This window comes from Sphingopyxis microcysteis, assembly GCF_012274265.1.
Classification (GTDB): Bacteria; Pseudomonadota; Alphaproteobacteria; order Sphingomonadales; family Sphingomonadaceae; genus Sphingopyxis; species Sphingopyxis microcysteis.
Map to the genome: position 1 here is coordinate 644047 of NZ_JAANYY010000002.1, position 16811 is coordinate 660857.

At 66.2% G+C, this 16811-nt stretch carries 16 protein-coding genes; 9 read left to right on the forward strand and 7 right to left on the reverse strand.

Annotation, left to right across the window (positions count from 1 at the left end):
* The first annotated feature begins 3 nt into the window (after positions 1-3).
* Positions 4-168 (forward strand): hypothetical protein, encoded by a 165-nt coding sequence (locus G9408_RS03115; protein WP_168452639.1) that lies wholly within the window; start codon positions 4-6, stop codon positions 166-168.
* A gap of 147 nt (positions 169-315) precedes the next feature.
* Here the strand turns inward: G9408_RS03115 and G9408_RS03120 are convergent, their stop codons facing one another.
* Positions 316-972, reverse strand: coding sequence for an alpha/beta hydrolase (locus G9408_RS03120; protein WP_088441609.1), 657 nt, complete (start codon positions 970-972; stop codon positions 316-318).
* Between the two features lie 277 nt (positions 973-1249).
* Here G9408_RS03120 and G9408_RS03125 point away from each other — a divergent pair, with 277 nt between their 5' ends.
* Both G9408_RS03125 and G9408_RS03130 read left to right on the forward strand, forming a co-directional pair.
* The gene (locus G9408_RS03125) at positions 1250-2335 is read left to right on the forward strand and encodes a cysteine desulfurase family protein (protein WP_168452640.1); all 1086 of its coding nucleotides are present in this window, start codon (positions 1250-1252) and stop codon (positions 2333-2335) included.
* Complete coding sequence (locus tag G9408_RS03130) at positions 2332-2670, forward strand: 2Fe-2S iron-sulfur cluster-binding protein (RefSeq protein WP_168452641.1); 339 nt, start codon at positions 2332-2334, stop codon at positions 2668-2670. The genes G9408_RS03125 and G9408_RS03130 overlap by 4 nt, the downstream gene beginning before the upstream one ends.
* Positions 2671-2936: 266 nt before the next feature.
* Here the strand turns inward: G9408_RS03130 and trpC are convergent, their stop codons facing one another.
* The 6 genes from trpC to G9408_RS03160 form a co-directional block, all read right to left on the reverse strand.
* Entirely contained in the window at positions 2937-3722 is a 786-nt protein-coding gene (gene trpC / locus G9408_RS03135) for an indole-3-glycerol phosphate synthase TrpC (protein ID WP_168452642.1), read from the reverse strand.
* A 106-nt stretch (positions 3723-3828) separates the two neighbouring features.
* Positions 3829-4827, reverse strand: coding sequence for an anthranilate phosphoribosyltransferase (gene trpD, locus G9408_RS03140; protein WP_168452643.1), 999 nt, complete (start codon positions 4825-4827; stop codon positions 3829-3831).
* Complete coding sequence (locus G9408_RS03145; protein WP_168452644.1) at positions 4824-5414, reverse strand: anthranilate synthase component II; 591 nt, start codon at positions 5412-5414, stop codon at positions 4824-4826. The genes trpD and G9408_RS03145 overlap by 4 nt, the downstream gene beginning before the upstream one ends.
* 219 nt (positions 5415-5633) lie before the next feature.
* Positions 5634-6695, reverse strand: a complete 1062-nt coding sequence (locus G9408_RS03150; protein ID WP_168452645.1) for an alpha/beta fold hydrolase — start codon at positions 6693-6695, stop codon at positions 5634-5636.
* A gap of 144 nt (positions 6696-6839) precedes the next feature.
* Positions 6840-8357: an anthranilate synthase component I family protein gene (locus tag G9408_RS03155; protein WP_168452646.1), complete on the reverse strand. Its 1518-nt coding sequence runs from the start codon at positions 8355-8357 to the stop codon at positions 6840-6842.
* Between the two features lie 7 nt (positions 8358-8364).
* On the reverse strand, positions 8365-10311 hold the full coding sequence (locus G9408_RS03160; protein ID WP_168452647.1) for a peptidylprolyl isomerase: 1947 nt from the start codon (positions 10309-10311) through the stop codon (positions 8365-8367).
* Positions 10312-10490: 179 nt separating this feature from the next.
* On the opposite strand from G9408_RS03160, the gene tpiA reads away from it, so the two are divergent.
* The 6 genes from tpiA (at position 10491) to G9408_RS03190 (ending at position 16787) form a co-directional block, all read left to right on the forward strand.
* Positions 10491-11240 (forward strand): triose-phosphate isomerase, encoded by a 750-nt coding sequence (gene tpiA / locus G9408_RS03165; protein ID WP_168452648.1) that lies wholly within the window; start codon positions 10491-10493, stop codon positions 11238-11240.
* A 254-nt stretch (positions 11241-11494) separates the two neighbouring features.
* Positions 11495-11944, forward strand: a complete 450-nt coding sequence (gene secG / locus G9408_RS03170; RefSeq protein WP_120216541.1) for a preprotein translocase subunit SecG — start codon at positions 11495-11497, stop codon at positions 11942-11944.
* A 107-nt stretch (positions 11945-12051) separates the two neighbouring features.
* Complete coding sequence (locus G9408_RS03175) at positions 12052-13683, forward strand: CTP synthase (RefSeq protein WP_168452649.1); 1632 nt, start codon at positions 12052-12054, stop codon at positions 13681-13683.
* 27 nt (positions 13684-13710) lie between these two features.
* Positions 13711-14394: a Crp/Fnr family transcriptional regulator gene (locus G9408_RS03180; protein ID WP_120216539.1), complete on the forward strand. Its 684-nt coding sequence runs from the start codon at positions 13711-13713 to the stop codon at positions 14392-14394.
* 472 nt (positions 14395-14866) lie between these two features.
* Positions 14867-16117, forward strand: coding sequence for a lipoprotein-releasing ABC transporter permease subunit (locus tag G9408_RS03185; RefSeq protein WP_168452650.1), 1251 nt, complete (start codon positions 14867-14869; stop codon positions 16115-16117).
* The gene (locus tag G9408_RS03190; protein ID WP_168452651.1) at positions 16110-16787 is read left to right on the forward strand and encodes an ABC transporter ATP-binding protein; all 678 of its coding nucleotides are present in this window, start codon (positions 16110-16112) and stop codon (positions 16785-16787) included. Before G9408_RS03185 ends, G9408_RS03190 begins: the two co-directional genes overlap by 8 nt.
* Positions 16788-16811: the final 24 nt, after the last annotated feature.

Sequence of the window (16811 nt, forward strand, 5' to 3'; positions counted from 1 at the left end):
GCCATGTCCGACACCATCATATCCGTGCTGATGCTCACCGGGGTCGTGCTGACCGGCGGGGCTGCCTATGTTTTCCGCCAGGGCGACAAGCGCCGCGCGCTGCTGATGCTGGTCGCGGCGCTGGTGATGTTCGCCAATGTCGCGGTGTGGCTGGTGCCAGTGAAATAGTGAAAATCCTCCCTGTCGCGAAGCGATGGGGAGGGGGACCGCGCCCGCAGGGCGTGGTGGAGGGGCCACGACGTCGGCGCCATTGCCCCTCCGTCAGCGCTTCGCGCTGCCACCTCCCCATGGCTGCGCCACAGGGAGGCTCAATGCTCAGCGGATCGGCGAATCGGGCGCGAGCCGCATATCCAGATAGTTATCGAGCGACTTCATCAGCTGGTCGAGCTCATGTTCGAAGAAATGGTTCGCGCGCGGGATCTCGTCATGATGGATGGTGATTCCCTTTTGCGTGCGCAGCTTGTCGACCAGCTTCTGCACGGCCGATGGCGGCACGATCTCGTCCTGGCCGCCCGCAACGATGATGCCCGACGATGGGCAGGGCGCCAGGAAGCTGAAATCATACATGTTCGCGGGCGGCGCGACCGACAGGAAGCCGCGGATTTCGGGGCGGCGCATCAGCAATTGCATGCCGATCCACGCACCGAAGCTGAAGCCCGCGATCCACGTCGTCTGCGCTTCGGGATGGATCGATTGGACCCAATCGAGCGCCGACGCCGCATCGCTGAGTTCGCCGATGCCATTATCGAACGTGCCCTGACTGCGGCCGACGCCGCGGAAGTTGAAGCGCAAGACTGCGAAACCGCGCGCGACGAAGCTCTTGTACATCGCCTGCGTGATGCGGTCGTTCATCGTGCCGCCGCCCTGCGGATGCGGGTGCAGGATCATCGCAACCGGCGCGCGCGGGCGCGGCGGGGGCGAGAAACGGCCTTCGATACGGCCCTCGGGGCCGGGGAAAATCACGTCGGGCATGGGAGCACCTCTTGTCTTTTGCGGCTGACCGCCGAATCGCCGGACTGGCAGGATGGCGGAGCGAAGTTGGCGCCTATATAGAAACAGCGTTGCAACATGCAACTTTTGCGAATCGCTCGCAATAAGGCGATTGGGGATACCGTCGCCCCCGCGAAGGCGGGGGCCGCTGTCGTTTTACCCAGCGACGCCGGAACAGGCCGACAGCGGCCCCCGCCTTCGCGGGGGCGACGGCTATGGATCGCTCGACACGAACGGGATAAGGGGGCAGATGCCGCGCATGATCTACCTTGATTACCAGGCCACGACACCGCTCGCCCCCGAAGCGCGCGCGTCGATGTTGCGCTGGCTGGACGGCGATGGCGACACGTTCGCCAACCCGTCGAGCACCCACAAAGCTGGCCGCGCCGCGGCGGCCGCGGTCGAAGTGGCGCGCGATCAGGTCGCAGCGCTGCTCCCCAAGGGCGGCCGCGTATTCTTCACCTCGGGCGCGACCGAGGCGCTCAACTGGGCGCTGCTGCGCGGCGCCGAGCTGATGCGGGGCGGGGTCGCAGGACTGAGCATCGAACATGCGGCATCGCTGCAATGTCTGGAGCGGTTGCACGCAACCGTGCTGCCTGTCGACGGCAACGGGGTCGCCCTGCCGCCTGACGCCGCGTTGATCCCCGAAAATGGCATCGTCGCTACGATGTTGGTCAATAACGAGGTCGGCACGGTCCAGCCGGTCGCCGACTTCGCCGCTGCCGCGCATGCAAAGAACAGCCTGCTGCTGTGCGACGCGGTGCAGGGCTATGGGCGCGTCGCGATTCCCGAGGGCGCCGACCTCATCGCCATCTCGGCGCACAAGATGCACGGGCCGAAAGGTATCGGCGCGCTGTGGATCCGCGATGGCGTCGATCTGCCGCCGCTGATGTTCGGCGGGGCGCAGGAACAGGGGATGCGATCGGGGACGGTCTCGCCCGCGCTGTGCGCCGGGTTCGGCGCCGCCGCCGCACTCGCCGCCGAGCGGGCGGACGCGGACGCCGCGCATGTCGAACGGCTGTGGTCGCTGGCGCGTGAGATGCTGCCCGAATGGAGCGTCAATGGCGCGGTCGATGCGCGCTACCACGGCAATCTCAACATCCGGCGCGAGGGCGTCAACGGCCTGCGCCTGATGTCCGACGCGCGCAATGTCGCCTTCTCGCTGGGCAGCGCGTGCGGCAGCGGGTCGGGCAAGGTCAGCCATGTGCTGCGCGCGATGGGGGTGAGCGAGGCCGACGCACGCGCGTCGATCCGCCTCGGCTGGGGACGCTACACCAGCGAACAGGAGCTCCGCGCCGGGCTGACAGCGATCAAGGACGCCGCGCGATTGCAGGGGGTCAATTGATGCGCGTCACCTTCATCCATGCCGACGGCAAGGAACGCACCGAGGCCGAAGCAGAACCGGGCAGCATCCTGCTCGACGTCGCGCAGGCGCATATGATGCCGCTGGAGGGGACGTGCGAGGGACAGATGGCCTGCTCGACCTGCCATGTCATCGTGGCGAAAGAGGATTTCGACCGCCTGCCGCGCGCGACCGAAATGGAAGAGGATATGCTCGACCTCGCCGCCGGAGTGCGGCGAACGAGCCGTCTGTCGTGTCAGATCGTACTGACCGAGGCGATGGACGGGCTGACGGTGCATATTCCGTCGGAAAGCCGCAATATGCAGGGGCCGCGTTGAGCGGTGAGGACCGGAAGTGGCCATTTTTGATATCGTCATCCCGGACTTGATCCGGGATCCATAGCTGCGCCGTCGTCATGGATCCCGGATCAAGTCCGGGATGACAATGTCAAGAAACGATCGGTTGCGGACGTTCAATCCAGTCCCCGTTCGTATCGAGCGAAGTCGAGATACGCGTGGCTTGGCGTGAGCCTTCGGCGTGTCTCGACTGCGCTCGACACGAACGGAGGTAGGAGATTGGTCGGGAATCCATCCCAAAGCGGATGTTAGCCTTCGAGGAGCGCCTTCGTTGCCGCCGTGACGTCATCCTGGCGCATCAGGCTTTCGCCGACGAGGAAGGTTTTGACGCCGCTCGCCGCGAGGCGCTGGCAGTCGGCGTGGGTGGCGATGCCGCTTTCGCCGACGAGCAGCGTGCCCGCGGGAACCAGTTTGGCGAGGCGTTCGGTGACGGCGAGGTCGGTTTCGAAGGTTCTGAGGTCGCGGTTGTTGACGCCGATCAGCCGCGATTTGAGCTTGCTCAGCGCGCGGTCGAGTTCGGCCTCGTCATGGACTTCGACGAGCACATCCATGCCGCGCTCGATCGCGGCGGCCTCGATCTCCTGCATCGCGCCGTCGTCGAGCGCGGCGACGATGATCAGGATTGCGTCGGCGCCGATCGCGCGCGCTTCGGCGACCTGCCAGGGGTCGATCATGAAATCCTTGCGCAGCGCGGGGAGGGGGCAGGCGGCGCGCGCGGCGACCAGATAATCTTCATGGCCCTGAAAATAGGGCGCGTCGGTCAGGACCGAGAGGCAGGCGGCGCCGCCCGCGGCATAGGCGCGGGCGTGATCTGCTGGACTGAAGTCGTTCCGGATCAATCCTTTGGAGGGCGAGGCTTTCTTGATCTCTGCGATGAGGGCGAAGCCGCCTGCGTCGATCTTTGCCTGCAAGGCGGCGTGGAAGCCGCGTACCGGGCCTGCGTCGATCGCGTCGAGGTCGGCGAGCGAGCGTAGCGCGCGGCGCGCGGTCACTTCTTCTGCCTTGGTGGCGAGGATCTGGGTGAGTTTGTTCATTGGGTGGGTCGCAAATTTTCCCGTAGCCCTGAGCTTGTCGAAGGGCGCTTCTCGGATAGGCGCCCTTCGACAGGCTCAGGGCTACGGTGATGGTCGTCGGGGATGCTCATTTATAGGCGATCCAGCAGTTGAGCAGCGCGTTGGCCAGCCCCTTGTCGATCGCTTCGGCGGCTTCCTCGACGCCATCGGTCAGCGTTTCGACCGCACCCGCGATGACGAGCGCTTCGGCGGTGTTGTAGAGCACCGCATCGCGGTACGCGCCGGGGGCGCCCTGTAGCAGCTCGCGCAGCGCCTTTGCGTTGTCCGCCGCGTCGCCGCCGCGGATCGCCGAAATCGGGTGGGTGGGGAGCCCCGCGTCGCTGGCGTGGCTGCGCTGCATGAACACGCCCTCGGCATTGACCACCGCAACCTCGTTACCGCCCGCGAGCGAGAGTTCGTCGATGCCTTCGTCGCCCGAGACGACGCGCGAATGGTCGGTACCGAGGCGGTGCAAGGCCTCGGCATAGACGGGGACATAGGCGGGGCGCGCGATGCCGATGAGCTGGCGGGTGACGCGCGCGGGATTGGCGAGCGGCCCCATCAGGTTGAAGATGGTGCGGCGGGCGAGCCGGGTGCGGATCGGCTGGATGCGCTTCATCGCTGGATGGTGGTTGGCGGCGAACAGGAAACAGATGCCGAGATCGGCGAGCGTCGCTTCGGCAAGCCGCCCGGCGCGTTCCATGTCGAGGCCGAGCACCTCTAGCGTGTCGGCGGCACCTGATTTCGATGAAGCGGCACGATTTCCGTGCTTTGCGACGGGGACTTCGCAGGCCGCGACAACAATCGCGACGGCGGTCGAGACGTTGAGCGTGTGATGGCCGTCGCCGCCGGTGCCGCAGACGTCGATCGCGCCCGCCGGGGCGTCGATGGGGATCAGCCGGTCGCGTAGCGCCTGTGCCGCCGCGGCAATCTCGACCATCGTCTCGCCGCGGTCGGACAGCGCGGAGAGGAATTCGGCGATTTCATCCTCGGTCGTACGCGCATCGAGGATGTCGGCGAAGGCCTGCGCGGCCTCGTCATGATCCAGCAGATGCGCGGGATCGGGTAAGGGGCCGAAGCGGCTCATGCGGCTTGCCGTTCGCGCACCGGCAGCCCGGCCAGCCCCATGAAGTTTGCCAGCATCGCATGGCCATGTTCGGTGGCGATGCTTTCGGGGTGGAATTGCACCCCGTGGATCGGCAGCTCGACGTGGCGGAAGCCCATCACCGCGCCGTCATCGCTGGTCGCGTTGATGATCAGGCTGGCGGGAATGTCGACGACTTCGAGGCTGTGGTAGCGCGTCGCCTGAAACGGCGAGGGCAGGCCTGCGTAAAGCCCGCTGCCGTCGTGGCAGACGGGCGAGGTCTTGCCGTGCATCAGATGGCCGCGCTGGACGGTGCCGCCGAAATGCTGGCCGATCGCCTGATGGCCGAGGCAGACGCCGAGCAACGGGCGGCGCGCGTCGGCGCAGGCGGCGACGAGGTCGAGGCTGATCCCGGCTTCGTTCGGGGTGCACGGGCCGGGCGAGATCAGGATCGCCTCGGCGCCGGTTGCGAGGGCTTCGGCTGCGGTCAGCGCGTCGTTGCGTTCGACGCGCACGTCGGCGCCCAGCTCGATCAGATAATGAACGAGGTTGAAGGTGAAGCTGTCGTAATTGTCGATGACGAGGATCATGGGGGTGGGCCGTAATGGGTGAAGGCGCGCGAGTGAAGCAATAAGTCCTTTTGTGCGGGCGAGGCGGGATTGGGCGTCGATGTTCCTCCCTGTTGCAAAGCGATGGGGAGGTGGCAGTGGCGTAGCCGCTGACGGAGGGGCTTTGGCGCTCCCGTTGCCGCCCCTCCGTCAGCGCTGCGCGCTGCCACCTCCCCATGGCTTCGCCACAGGGAGGATCGGTTATTCCGCCAGCAGTCTCGCCAGATCGTCCTTCCAGAATTTGGCCCAGGTGTGGGTGCTGTGGCCCTTGGTTTCGGGGCTGGCGGGGATCAGGATGAACTTTGTCGTTTTCATCCGCGCCGCCGCCTTTTCGGTGATGCCATAGGCGGGCGGGTTGATGAAATCGTCGGCGCTGTTGATCCATAGCGTCGGGACGTCGATCTTTTCGAGCAGCGGCCACGGGTTGTAGGTTCGCGAGCTATCGAGCTGATAAATCGTGTCATTCGCGTCGTTGCGACCGAACATACGGGCGAAGGCTTCGTCCTTGTATTTCTCCGCCGCCTCGCGCGTCGGATATTGCGCCTGCAGCGCATAGGGGTTGGCGCCCGCAATCATGCTGAGCGAGGCGGCGGTGCGCAGACCGGCGGCGGGTGGGGTGGTGTAATTGCCGTCCTGCCACAGCGGGTCGGCCTTGATCGCGTCGATCGTCAGCGTCCGCCACATGCGGTTCTGCCCCGCGATCTCGACCGGCAGGCAGGCGAAGGGCGCAAGCTTTTCGGCAAAGCCGGGGCGCTTGGTACCCCAGATGAAGGCGTGCATGCAGCCCATCGAGGTGCCGAGGATCAGCTTCAGCTTTTTGACGCCGAGCTTTTCGGTGAGCATCCGGTGCTGCGCGGTGACCATGTCGTCATAATCATATTTGGGGAACGTCATCCGCATCCCGTCGCTGGGCTTTGACGATCCGCCATGGCCGATATTGTCGGGCAGGATGATGTAATATTTCTGCGTGTCGAGCGGCTGGCCGGGGCCGAACAGCTCATTGGCGAATTGCGGCTGGAAGAATTGCTTGCCGGTGCCGCCCGTGCCGTGAAGGATCATCACCGCGTTGGTGATTTCGCCCCTTTTGTCGCGCTGCGGGGTGCCGAGCGTGGTGTAGTGGATTTTGAGTTCGGGCAGTTTCTCGCCCGTCGTGAAGGTGAAATTCTGGAGGATCGCGTCGCCCTCGACGGGGGGTGCGGGGGTTTGCGCGTGGGCGGGAAGGCTGGCGAACAGCAGGGCGAGCGGGGCGAGGAGTTTGCGCATGGCGGGAGGCTAGCGGGTTTTGAGAGCGGATTGAAGTGAGATGAATATCGTCGCCCCCGCGCAGGCGGGGGCCGCTTGCGACCTTGCTCGGCGGCGCGGCGTAAACCTCCAGCGGCCCCCGCCTGCGCGGGGGCGACGATTGGGCTATTGCCCGTAACCCGGCGTTCCCGCCAGTCGTACCGCCTCGCGCGCGGCCGCGAACAGCGCGCCCGCTTTCGCCTCGCACTCGCGCTGTTCATAGGCGGGGTCGCTGTCGGCGACGATGCCGGCGCCCGCCTGGACGTGCATTTCGCCGTCCTTGACGATCGCGGTCCGGAGCACGATGCAGCTGTCCATATTGCCGTCGGGGGCGAAATAGCCGACGCCGCCCGCGTAGGGCCCGCGCGCGTCGGCCTCCAATTCGGCGATGATCTGGCAGGCGCGCACTTTCGGGGCGCCGCTGACCGTGCCGGCGGGAAAGCCCGCGAACAGCGCGTCGATCGCGTCTTTGCCCGGCGCGATGCGGCCGATGACGTTCGATACGATGTGCATGACGTGGCTGTAAAATTCGACGGTGTAGCTGTCGGTGACCGTGACTGAGCCCCCTATGGCGGCGCGGCCGACGTCGTTGCGGCCAAGGTCGAGCAGCATCAGATGCTCGGCGCGTTCCTTGGGATCGGCGAGCAGGCTTTCGCGGTTTTCGACATCCTCGGCGCTGCTGCGCCCGCGCGGGCGGGTACCCGCGATCGGGCGGATCGTGATCTCGCCGTCGCGCACGCGGACCAGGATTTCGGGCGACGAACCGATCAGCGCGAAGCCGGGGAGGTCGAGGAAATAGAGGAAGGGCGACGGGTTGATGCGGCGAAGCGCGCGGTAGAGGTCGAAGGGCGGCAGGTCGAAGGGGGTCGAAAAGCGCTGCGACAGCACGACCTGGAAGATGTCGCCCGCGGCGATATAGTCCTTTGCCTTGGCGACCATCGACGCGAAGTGCGCGGGCGGGGTGGCGGGGGTGGCGGCGATGTCGGCGGGGAGCGCGTCGGTGATGGCGCGGTCGGCGGACAGGCTGGCCGTCGACAGGCGCGCGGCGACGCTGTCGAGGCGGTCCTGTGCGGTTTCGATCATCCGGTCGAGGGCGCCATCGGCATCGGGCCAGATCGGCGCGATCAGGAACAATTCGTCGGCGAGCCGGTCGAAGACGAGGATCGTCGTCGGGCGCACGAACACCATGTCAGGCAGGGCGAGCCCGGCGCCCGGCGCGCGCGGGATGCGTTCGACGAGGCCGATGGTTTCATAGGCGAAAAAGCCGACGAGCGTCGCCAGCGCCTTGGGCAAGCCTTCGGGCACGTCGAAGCGGCATTCGGCGACGAGATCGCGGAGTGCCTGCAATGCCGGGGTGGCGAGGGGCTGAAACGCCTCGCGGTCGTGGCGCCAGTCGCGGTTGATCCGCGCGCTGTCGCCGGTGACTTCAAACATCAGGTCGGGGTCGAGGCCAAGCAGGCTGTAACGCCCGCGCGTCTCGCCGCCTTCGACCGATTCGAGCACCCAGTCGCCGCGTCCCGGCTCGATCAGCTTGAGCGCCGCTGAAACCGGGGTTTCGATATCGGCGATCAGCCGCTGCCAGACGACCGCGCCGCGGCCGCCCGCCAGGGCTTCGAGCGCCGCGGCTTTGCCCTCCAGCGCCACCGGTCGGCTATTCGACGACCGGCGCGGTGCCGGTGAGTTCCTGGCGCAGCTGTTCGACCAGTTCCTTGTTGATCGTCACCCCGACGCGGCGCTTGGCTTCGGCGGCGAGCTGTTCGATCAGCTCGTTACCGAAGGCAGGGGCGAGCGGCTGGGCGATCGCGGCGACGCGCGCGGGCTCGATCGATTTGGGATCGGGGCGCTGCACATCGGCGAGCGCGATCACCATCCAGCCGCGGTTGCCCGGGATTTCGAGCGTCTTGACGCTGTTCTTCGCCATCGAGAACAGCAGTGCGAGTTCGGGCGGCACGGGCTGGCCGTTCTGGCCGAGTTCGCCCCGGCGTCCGCCGATCGTCTGAACGCTGCCGATATTCGGTCCGGCGGCGGCGACCGCGGCGGCGAGCGTCTGGCCCCCTTCGACTGCCTTGACGATCGCGCGGGCCTTGTCGCGGGCGACCTTTTGCCCTTGCGCAAAACGCCAGTCGGCGAGCAGGTCGGCGCGGATCTGGGCGAAGGGCGGCGGGGCGGCGGCGATGATCGATTTCACCGCATAGACGGCGAATTTCTGGTTCTCGACGAGCGTGGCGAGCTGGCCCTCGCCCTCCGAGCCGCCCTGGAACGCCTGGCTGACCAGCGGGGCGAGTTCGGGGGGCAGGGTGTAGCCGGGCTGGCCGGGGACGCGGCCGCTGGGGAGCAGCGCGGGGGTGGTCGCAAGGGTCAGCTTGCGGTCGGCGGCGATTTCTTCGATCGACGCGCCGCTGTTCACCGCGTCCTGGATTGCGTTGTAATAATCGACGATCGCCTCGTTCGCCTTGTTCTTGGCCAGTTCGGTGCGGATGTCGGCGCTGGCGTCGGCAAGGCTGCGCGCCGGACGCGCAGTGACGTTCTCGACGCGCGCGACATTCCAGCCAAGCCCGGTCTGGACCGGGCCGATCAGGTCGCCCTGCTTGGCGGCGAAGGCCGTCTTTGCCGCCGCGGCGGTGCTGGTCGCGGCATAGGCCGACTGGGTGAGGTCGCCGGTCGTCGAGGCCGACAGCCCAGCGGCCTGCGCCGCAGCGGCGAGCGACGTGCCGCCGCGCACCTTGGCGGCCAGCGCGTTGGCGGTTGCCTGATCCGGCGCGATCACCTGCGCAAAGCGGCGCGTTTCGCTGGCGGCATATTGCGCGGCATTGTCCTTATAGACTTTGGCGATTTCAGCGTCGGTGACCGCCGGAACCGGCACGGCGGCGGCGTCGAACACCGCATATTGGATGACGCGGCGTTCGGGCACGGTGAATTTCGCGGCATTCTGCGTGAGATGCGTCTTGAGCGCGGCGTCGCCGGGGTCGGCGGTCGGCGCAAAGGCGCTGGCCGGAATGAAGGTCGCCTGGCCGCGGCGCTGTTCGAGGAGCAGCGCGGCATAGGGCTGCGCCATGCCGGGCGCGAGGCGCGGCATGCCGGCAATCGGGGCGGCAATCTGTTCGATCAGCAATTGCTGGCGCAGGTCGCGGCGCAGCTGCGCCTCGGTCATGCCATTCTGGCGCAGAAAGGTTTCGAACGCGGTCTGGTCAAAGCTGCCCGACACACCGGCAAAGGCGGGGATGTCGGCGATGCGCCCGTCGATCAGTCGCTTGCTGACGCCAAAGCCCATCTCGGTCGCGAACTGGTCGAACGCCATGCCCTCGACCATCTGATTGAGCACCTGGTCGAGCCCGCCCGATTCGACGAATGCCGCCATCGTCATCCCGGGCTGGTCCTGACGCGCCTGATTATAGGCGAGGCGGACGCGATCGCGCAGCTCGCCGACGCCAATTTGTTCGCTGCCCACCTTGGCGACATTGGCACCGCCGATCCCGCCAAAGGTCGAGTTTCCGGTGACGTCGCTCAGCGCAAAGGCTACCCCGATAAAGGCGACGAAGCCCAGCGCGAGGATCTTGCCGAGCGTCGAGGAAAACATACGGCGGATGGCGGTAATCATGGGGCAGCTATTCTTTCGGCGGGGCGCGGGGATGCGCGGCTGGGCGATGCTTTAGAGAGGTGGCGGCACCGCATCAAGGCGCGAAAGGGGCTTTTCGCGGCGCCGCGACACCGCTTGCCTATCGCCCCCACCCGCCGCTAGGGCATCGACTTCGTTCGAACAGCGGGAGAGACGCGGCAATGGCACGGCGCAAATATGTGGTCGGCAACTGGAAAATGAACGGCACGACGGCGGCGCTGGCCGAAGCGCAGGCGATTTTCGCTGGGGCGGGCGATCATGCCGGAGTCGAGGTCGCGCTGTGCCCGCCGTTCACGCTGGTCGGCGCGATGGCTGCCGCGGTGCCGGGGGCGGCGGTTGGCGGGCAGGACTGCCATAGCGCCGCGTCAGGCGCCTTTACCGGATCCGTTGCGGCACCGATGCTGGCCGACGCCGGGGCGACGCTGGTGATCGTCGGGCATAGCGAACGGCGCGAAGGATGCGGTGAAAGCGACGCCGATGTGCGGGCGAAGGCCGAGGCTGCGCTGGCGGCGGGCCTGTCGGTGATCCTGTGCGTCGGCGAACCGCGCGAGGTGCGCGAATCGGGCGGGGCGATCGACTATGTGCTGGCGCAGATCGCCGGATCGGTGCCCGATGATTTTGCCGCCGACCGGCTGGCGATCGCTTACGAGCCGATCTGGGCGATCGGCACCGGACTGGTGCCGACGGTCGCCGATGTCGCGGCGATGCACGGAGCGATCCGCGGCGCGCTGGCGGCGCGCTTTGGCGGCAAGGCGGAGGAAATGCGGTTGCTGTACGGTGGGTCGGTCAATGGGGACAATGCCGCCGAATTGCTGGATGCGGGTGATGTCGACGGCGCGCTGGTTGGCGGTGCGAGCCTGACGGCGGCGAAATTTGTGCCGATTGTCGCGGCTGCTGCGGCGTTGGGGTGATTAGCGTGATCCTCCCTGTGGCGCAGCCATGGGGAGGGGGACCGCTCATCGCAGATGAGTGGTGGTGGGGCCGCAACCTCTGCGCAACGGCCCCTCCGTCAGCGCTTCGCGCTGCCATCTCCCCATCGCTACGCGACAGGGAGGATCGTTGCGAGCGACGATATGCTAGAAGCCAAGATGCTTGAAGCCCAGCCGCTTCGTCTCTATGTGCGCCGCGGGCGCGTTCGTTTGAGGGCGTGCAAGTTCAGGAAAATATGATGTCCAGCCTTTTCACCTTCATTCTAGTCCTGCAGGCGCTGGTTGCCGCGGCGATGATCGGTGTCATTCTGATGCAGAAGTCCGAAGGTGGCGGCCTGGGTGTCGGCGGCAGCCCCGGCGGGATGCTGTCGGCGCGCGGCGCGGCGGATTTCATGACCCGCGCGACGACGATCCTGGCATGCCTGTTCGTCGGCCTGTCGATCGTGCTGGCCGCGATGGCATCGGTCGGGCGTACCGGTTCGACGATCGACACCTCGCTGTCGAAATCGGCGCAGACCAGCGGCGCAGCGCCTACGTCGTCGCTGACCGGTCCGGCGCAGCCCGTGCAGGCGGCCCCGGCCACGGCCGCGCCCGCCCCGGCGAGCGACGATCCGCTGGCCGCGGCAGCGGCGGCTGCGACGCAGGAAGCCGCTCCGGCTCCGGCTGAGGCGCCCGCCAAGAAATAATCCTCGACCCCGGTCGATACAGCAGCCCGCGCTGCGGAAATAAATTCCGCGGCAAGCGATTCGACGGCTTGCGCCGTCCCCCTCCCGTTGAGTAAGTCTTTCCTCCCATGGCGCGGTTCATTTTTATCACCGGCGGCGTGGTCTCCTCGCTTGGCAAAGGTTTGATGGCGGCTAGCCTCGCGGCCTTGTTGCAGGCGCGTGGCTATCGTGTCCGTATTCGCAAGTTCGATCCCTATCTGAACGTCGATCCGGGGACGATGTCGCCGTACCAGCATGGCGAGGTCTATGTGACCGACGACGGCGCGGAAACCGACCTCGACCTTGGTCATTATGAGCGCTTTACCGGCGTTGCGGCGCGGCAGAGCGACAATATCACCTCGGGCCGCATCTATCAGCAGATCATCACCAAGGAACGCCGCGGCGATTATCTGGGCGCCACCGTCCAGGTCGTCCCGCATGTGACCGACGCGATCAAGGCGTTCGCGCGCGCCGAACTCGACGACCTCGATTTCGTGCTGTGCGAAATCGGCGGCACCGTCGGCGACATCGAATCGCTGCCGTTCATCGAGGCGATCCGCCAGCTGCGCAACGAAGAAGGCCGCGACAAGACGTTGTCGGTCCACGTCACTTTGGTGCCGTACATCGCCGCGGCGGGCGAGCTGAAGACCAAGCCGACGCAGCATAGCGTGCGCGAGCTCGCGTCGCTGGGCGTCCAGCCCGAAATCCTGCTCTGCCGCTGCGAACGCCCGCTGCCCGATGGCGAGCGTGCGAAAATCGCGCAATTCTGCAACGTGCGCAAAGAGGCGGTGATCCCGGCGCTCGACGCCGACAGCATCTATGCCGTGCCGGTGCAATATCATGGCGAAGGGCTGGATAATGAAGTGCTGCGGCACTTCGGCATCCATGACGCGCCCGCGCCCGACCTGTCGCGCTGGTACGACATCATGGACCGCAAGCAGCATCCCGAGGGCGAGGTCACGATCGGCGTCGTCGGCAAATATGTGTCGCTGCCCGATGCCTATAAGTCACTCAACGAGGCGCTGGTCCATGGTGGCATGGCGCACCGGGTGAAGGTCAATATCCGCTGGCTCGATGCCGAAATGTTCGAGCGCGATGAAGATCTGGCGGCCAATCTCGAGCCGCTGCACGGCATATTGGTGCCCGGCGGGTTCGGCGAGCGTGGGTCGGAAGGCAAGATTTCGAGCGTACGGTTTGCGCGCGAGCGCGGGGTGCCCTTCTTCGGCATCTGTCTCGGGATGCAGATGGCGTGCATCGAGGCGGCGCGCAACACCAGCGGGATTGCGGACGCGTCAAGCACCGAATTCGGCAAGACCGACGAGCCGGTGGTCGGCATGATCACCGAATGGATGAGCGCCGAAGGGCTGCAAAAGCGCGGCGCCGACACTGACCTGGGCGGCACGATGCGGCTGGGTGCTTATGATGCGAAATTGTCGCCGAACAGCCATGTCGCGAGCGTCTATGGCGCGAACGAGATCAGCGAGCGCCACCGTCACCGCTATGAGGTCAACGGCGCGTATCGCGAGCGACTGGAAAAGGGCGGGCTGGTGTTTTCGGGCATGTCGCCCGACGGCATGTTGCCGGAAATCGTTGAGCGTCCCGACCATCCGTGGTTTATCGGGGTGCAGTTCCATCCGGAGCTGAAGTCAAAGCCGTTCGACCCGCATCCCTTGTTTGCGGGCTTTATCGAAGCGGCGGTGAAGCAGAGCCGGCTGGTCTAGAACAACGCAAAAGGGGTGTCAGGGGCTATGGATCACGCGAAACTCGCCGAGTTGCAAAGCCCCGACAGCATTTTTTCTGGCCTTTCGGCCGAAGACTGGGCCGAAATCACTAGCCGCGCGGTCCAGATCAATTTCGTCAAGGGCAAGGAGCTGCTGGTCCAGGGCGACCCCGGCGACATGATGCTGATCCTGACGCAAGGGACGGCGCGCGTGTCGATGCTGACCGGCGGCGGACGCGAGATCGTGCTGGCCTATGCCGAACCCGGCGCGGTGCTGGGCGAGATCGCGCTACTCGATGGCGGCGAACGCACCGCGTCGGTGACCGCGACGAGCGCGGGGAGCGCGCTCCAGCTCGGCCGTAACGCGCTCAAGGATTTCGCGGCGAGCCATCCCGAATTCACCTGGTCGCTGATGCAACAGCTGGCGCGCCGCCTGCGCACCGCCGACCAGACGATCGAGAGCGACCGCGCCTATGCGTCGGGGCCGCGGCTCGCCCGCTATCTGAAACGCCTGATCCGCAAGGATGTCGAGGCGTCGCAGCGCGTCGAGCTCAGCCAGACCGAGCTCGGCAATTTTGCCGGCATGAGCCGCGAGCATATCAACCGCCAGCTGAAAAGCTGGGAGGAATCGGGGGTGATCTCGCTGGAGCAGGGACGGGTGCGGGTGCTCGATGCCGATATGCTCGAGGATATTAGCGAGAGCGAGGGGTAGGCGGACAGGCAGCTAACGATCGGAGCTAGCCGTCGCCCCCGCGAAGGCGGGGGCCGCCTTCGGCTTACGCAGCGACGCAGGACAAAGCCTCCAGCGACCCCCGCCTTCGCGGGGGCGACGCTTCGCGTCGGAATCACAACGCCCGGGCCTCGCTTTGCAAGACCCGGGCGCGTGTGACGAACACTCGCCATCCCCTTTTGTTGCAGGCCCGGCGAAAGGCCTGCACTCCCTGGAACCGGGCCTTGGGGCCGCTTGATCCAGAAGTCATCGGGCTAGGCGCAAGGGGGCGGTTTGTCACCCTGTGCAAGCCGTTCGCCGCCGCTTTTGCCCCCCGCTGTGGCCGATGTGCAACATATTCTGCGATTCGATCGCAACAGATGGGCATGTTGGCGCCCATTGCCAGCGGCGAGGATGGCCCGTAAAGCCGCGGCATGCGTGTCATTTCCCATGCGCCGCAAAGGCCCATTGCCCCATGATCCTGCGTCCGTACGAGCGCACCATCTTCAAACGCTATATGCTTCCGCAGCGCGGCGAGGGTTTCATCTTTGTCGCCGCGGCGTTCAGCTTTGTCGCCGTCACACTTGGCGTTGCGGCGCTGGTGATCGTGATGAGCGTGATGAACGGCGTGCGCGCCGACCTGTTCGACAAGATCGTCGGGCTCAACGGCCACGCGGTGGTGCAGGGCTTTGGCGGGCGGCTTGACGACTGGCAGGGCGTGCTGAAACAGGCGAAGGCGACCCCCGAAGTCGTGTCGGCCACCCCGCTGATCGAACAGCCTTTGCTGGCGACCTTTAACGGCCGCGTCGAAGGCATCTTGGTGCGCGGCATGACGGTCCCCGACATTCGTAATAACCAGACGCTGGGCGGCAAGGTGTTGCAGGGCAATCTCAATACGCTGACCCCCAATGCGGGCAATGTTGCGATCGGCAGCGAGCTGGCGCGCAATATCGGCGCGACGGTCGGATCGAATGTGACGATCATCAATCCCGCGGGCCGCTCGACGCCATTCGGCACGGTGCCGCGCGAGATCAGTTATCGGGTGACGGCGGTGTTCGAGATCGGGGTGTATGACTTCGACAAAATGTACGTTGTGATGCCGATGGAGGATGCGCAATTGCTGCTGCTGACCGGCGATCAGGTCGGGATGATCGAGGTCAAGGTCACCGATCCCGACAAGGTGGGCGAGATACTGGCGCCGCTGAAGGAAAAGGTTGCCGCGCAGGCGGTGATTTCGGACTGGCGGCAGATGAACAGCAGCCTGTTCGAGGCGCTGTCGATCGAGCGGGTGGCGATGTTCGTCATCCTGTCGCTGATCGTGCTCGTTGCCGCGTTCAACATCGTGTCGTCGCTGATCATGCTGGTGCGCGCCAAGACGCGCGACATGGCGATCCTTCGCACGATGGGCGCGCCGCGCGATGCGGTGCTGCGCATCTTCATGGCGATCGGCCTGTCGATCGGCATCGCGGGGACGCTCATGGGCATGGCGCTCGGTTTCAGCCTGCTCTATTTCCGGCAGGGGGTGCTGCGCGGGGTCGAGTTTCTGACCGGCCAGCCGCTCTGGGATCCGTCGATCCGTTTTCTGACCGAATTGCCGTCGAAGCCCGATCCGTTCGAGATTGTCGGGATCGCGCTGATGGCCGTCGTTTTCAGCTTCCTCGCGACGCTCTATCCGGCGTTCAAGGCGGCGAATACCGATCCGGTGCAGGTGCTGCGTTATGAGTGATTTGGCGCTGGAACTCGTCGGGCTGAAGCGTAGCTTCACGCAGGGCGAGGTGACGATCGACGTGCTGCGCGGGGTCGATGCGCATCTGAAGCGCGGCGAGATCGTTGCGCTGCTCGGTCCGTCGGGGTCGGGCAAGTCGACGATGTTGCAGGCGGTCGGGCTGCTCGAAGGCGGCTTCGACGGGACGATCCGCATCGACGGCGCCGACGTGACGCAATATGAGCAGGGCGAGCGGACGAAGACGCGGCGCGAAAAGATCGGCTTCGTCTATCAATTCCACCATCTGCTGCCCGATTTCAACGCGATCGAGAATGTCGTGCTACCACAGCTGATCCGCGGCGCGGAACAAGCCGAGGCCGAGGAGCGCGCCGCCGACCTGCTGGGGCGGCTGGGGCTGGGCGAACGGCTGCATCACAAGCCGAGCAAGCTGTCGGGCGGCGAGCAGCAGCGCGTCGCGGTGGCGCGCGCGCTGGCGAACCGGCCGCTGCTGGTGCTCGCCGACGAGCCGACGGGCAACCTCGACGAGGCGACGGCGGACCGGGTGTTCGACCAGTTTGTGAAGCTGGTGCGCGATCATGGATCGGCAGCGCTGGTCGCGACGCATAACGAACGGCTGGCAGCAAGAATGGACCGGGTGCTGCGCTTGCACGACGGGCGGATCGAGGCGTAAGCTGCCCGCAACTTTGGGGGGCGA

What these genes read in the sequence shown, in the direction of transcription:
- G9408_RS03180 (WP_120216539.1), top strand. Translation starts at nt 13,711, where the DNA reads ATGGATCACGCGAAACTCGCCGAGTTGCAAAGCCCCGACAGCATTTTT.
- trpD (WP_168452643.1), bottom strand. Translation starts at nt 4,827, where the DNA reads ATGAGCCGCTTCGGCCCCTTACCCGATCCCGCGCATCTGCTGGATCAT.
- G9408_RS03190 (WP_168452651.1), top strand. Translation starts at nt 16,110, where the DNA reads ATGAGTGATTTGGCGCTGGAACTCGTCGGGCTGAAGCGTAGCTTCACG.
- G9408_RS03120 (WP_088441609.1), bottom strand. Translation starts at nt 972, where the DNA reads ATGCCCGACGTGATTTTCCCCGGCCCCGAGGGCCGTATCGAAGGCCGT.
- G9408_RS03160 (WP_168452647.1), bottom strand. Translation starts at nt 10,311, where the DNA reads ATGATTACCGCCATCCGCCGTATGTTTTCCTCGACGCTCGGCAAGATC.
- tpiA (WP_168452648.1), top strand. Translation starts at nt 10,491, where the DNA reads ATGGCACGGCGCAAATATGTGGTCGGCAACTGGAAAATGAACGGCACG.
- G9408_RS03185 (WP_168452650.1), top strand. Translation starts at nt 14,867, where the DNA reads ATGATCCTGCGTCCGTACGAGCGCACCATCTTCAAACGCTATATGCTT.
- G9408_RS03150 (WP_168452645.1), bottom strand. Translation starts at nt 6,695, where the DNA reads ATGCGCAAACTCCTCGCCCCGCTCGCCCTGCTGTTCGCCAGCCTTCCC.
- G9408_RS03115 (WP_168452639.1), top strand. Translation starts at nt 4, where the DNA reads ATGTCCGACACCATCATATCCGTGCTGATGCTCACCGGGGTCGTGCTG.
- trpC (WP_168452642.1), bottom strand. Translation starts at nt 3,722, where the DNA reads ATGAACAAACTCACCCAGATCCTCGCCACCAAGGCAGAAGAAGTGACC.
- G9408_RS03175 (WP_168452649.1), top strand. Translation starts at nt 12,052, where the DNA reads ATGGCGCGGTTCATTTTTATCACCGGCGGCGTGGTCTCCTCGCTTGGC.
- G9408_RS03125 (WP_168452640.1), top strand. Translation starts at nt 1,250, where the DNA reads ATGATCTACCTTGATTACCAGGCCACGACACCGCTCGCCCCCGAAGCG.
- secG (WP_120216541.1), top strand. Translation starts at nt 11,495, where the DNA reads ATGATGTCCAGCCTTTTCACCTTCATTCTAGTCCTGCAGGCGCTGGTT.
- G9408_RS03145 (WP_168452644.1), bottom strand. Translation starts at nt 5,414, where the DNA reads ATGATCCTCGTCATCGACAATTACGACAGCTTCACCTTCAACCTCGTT.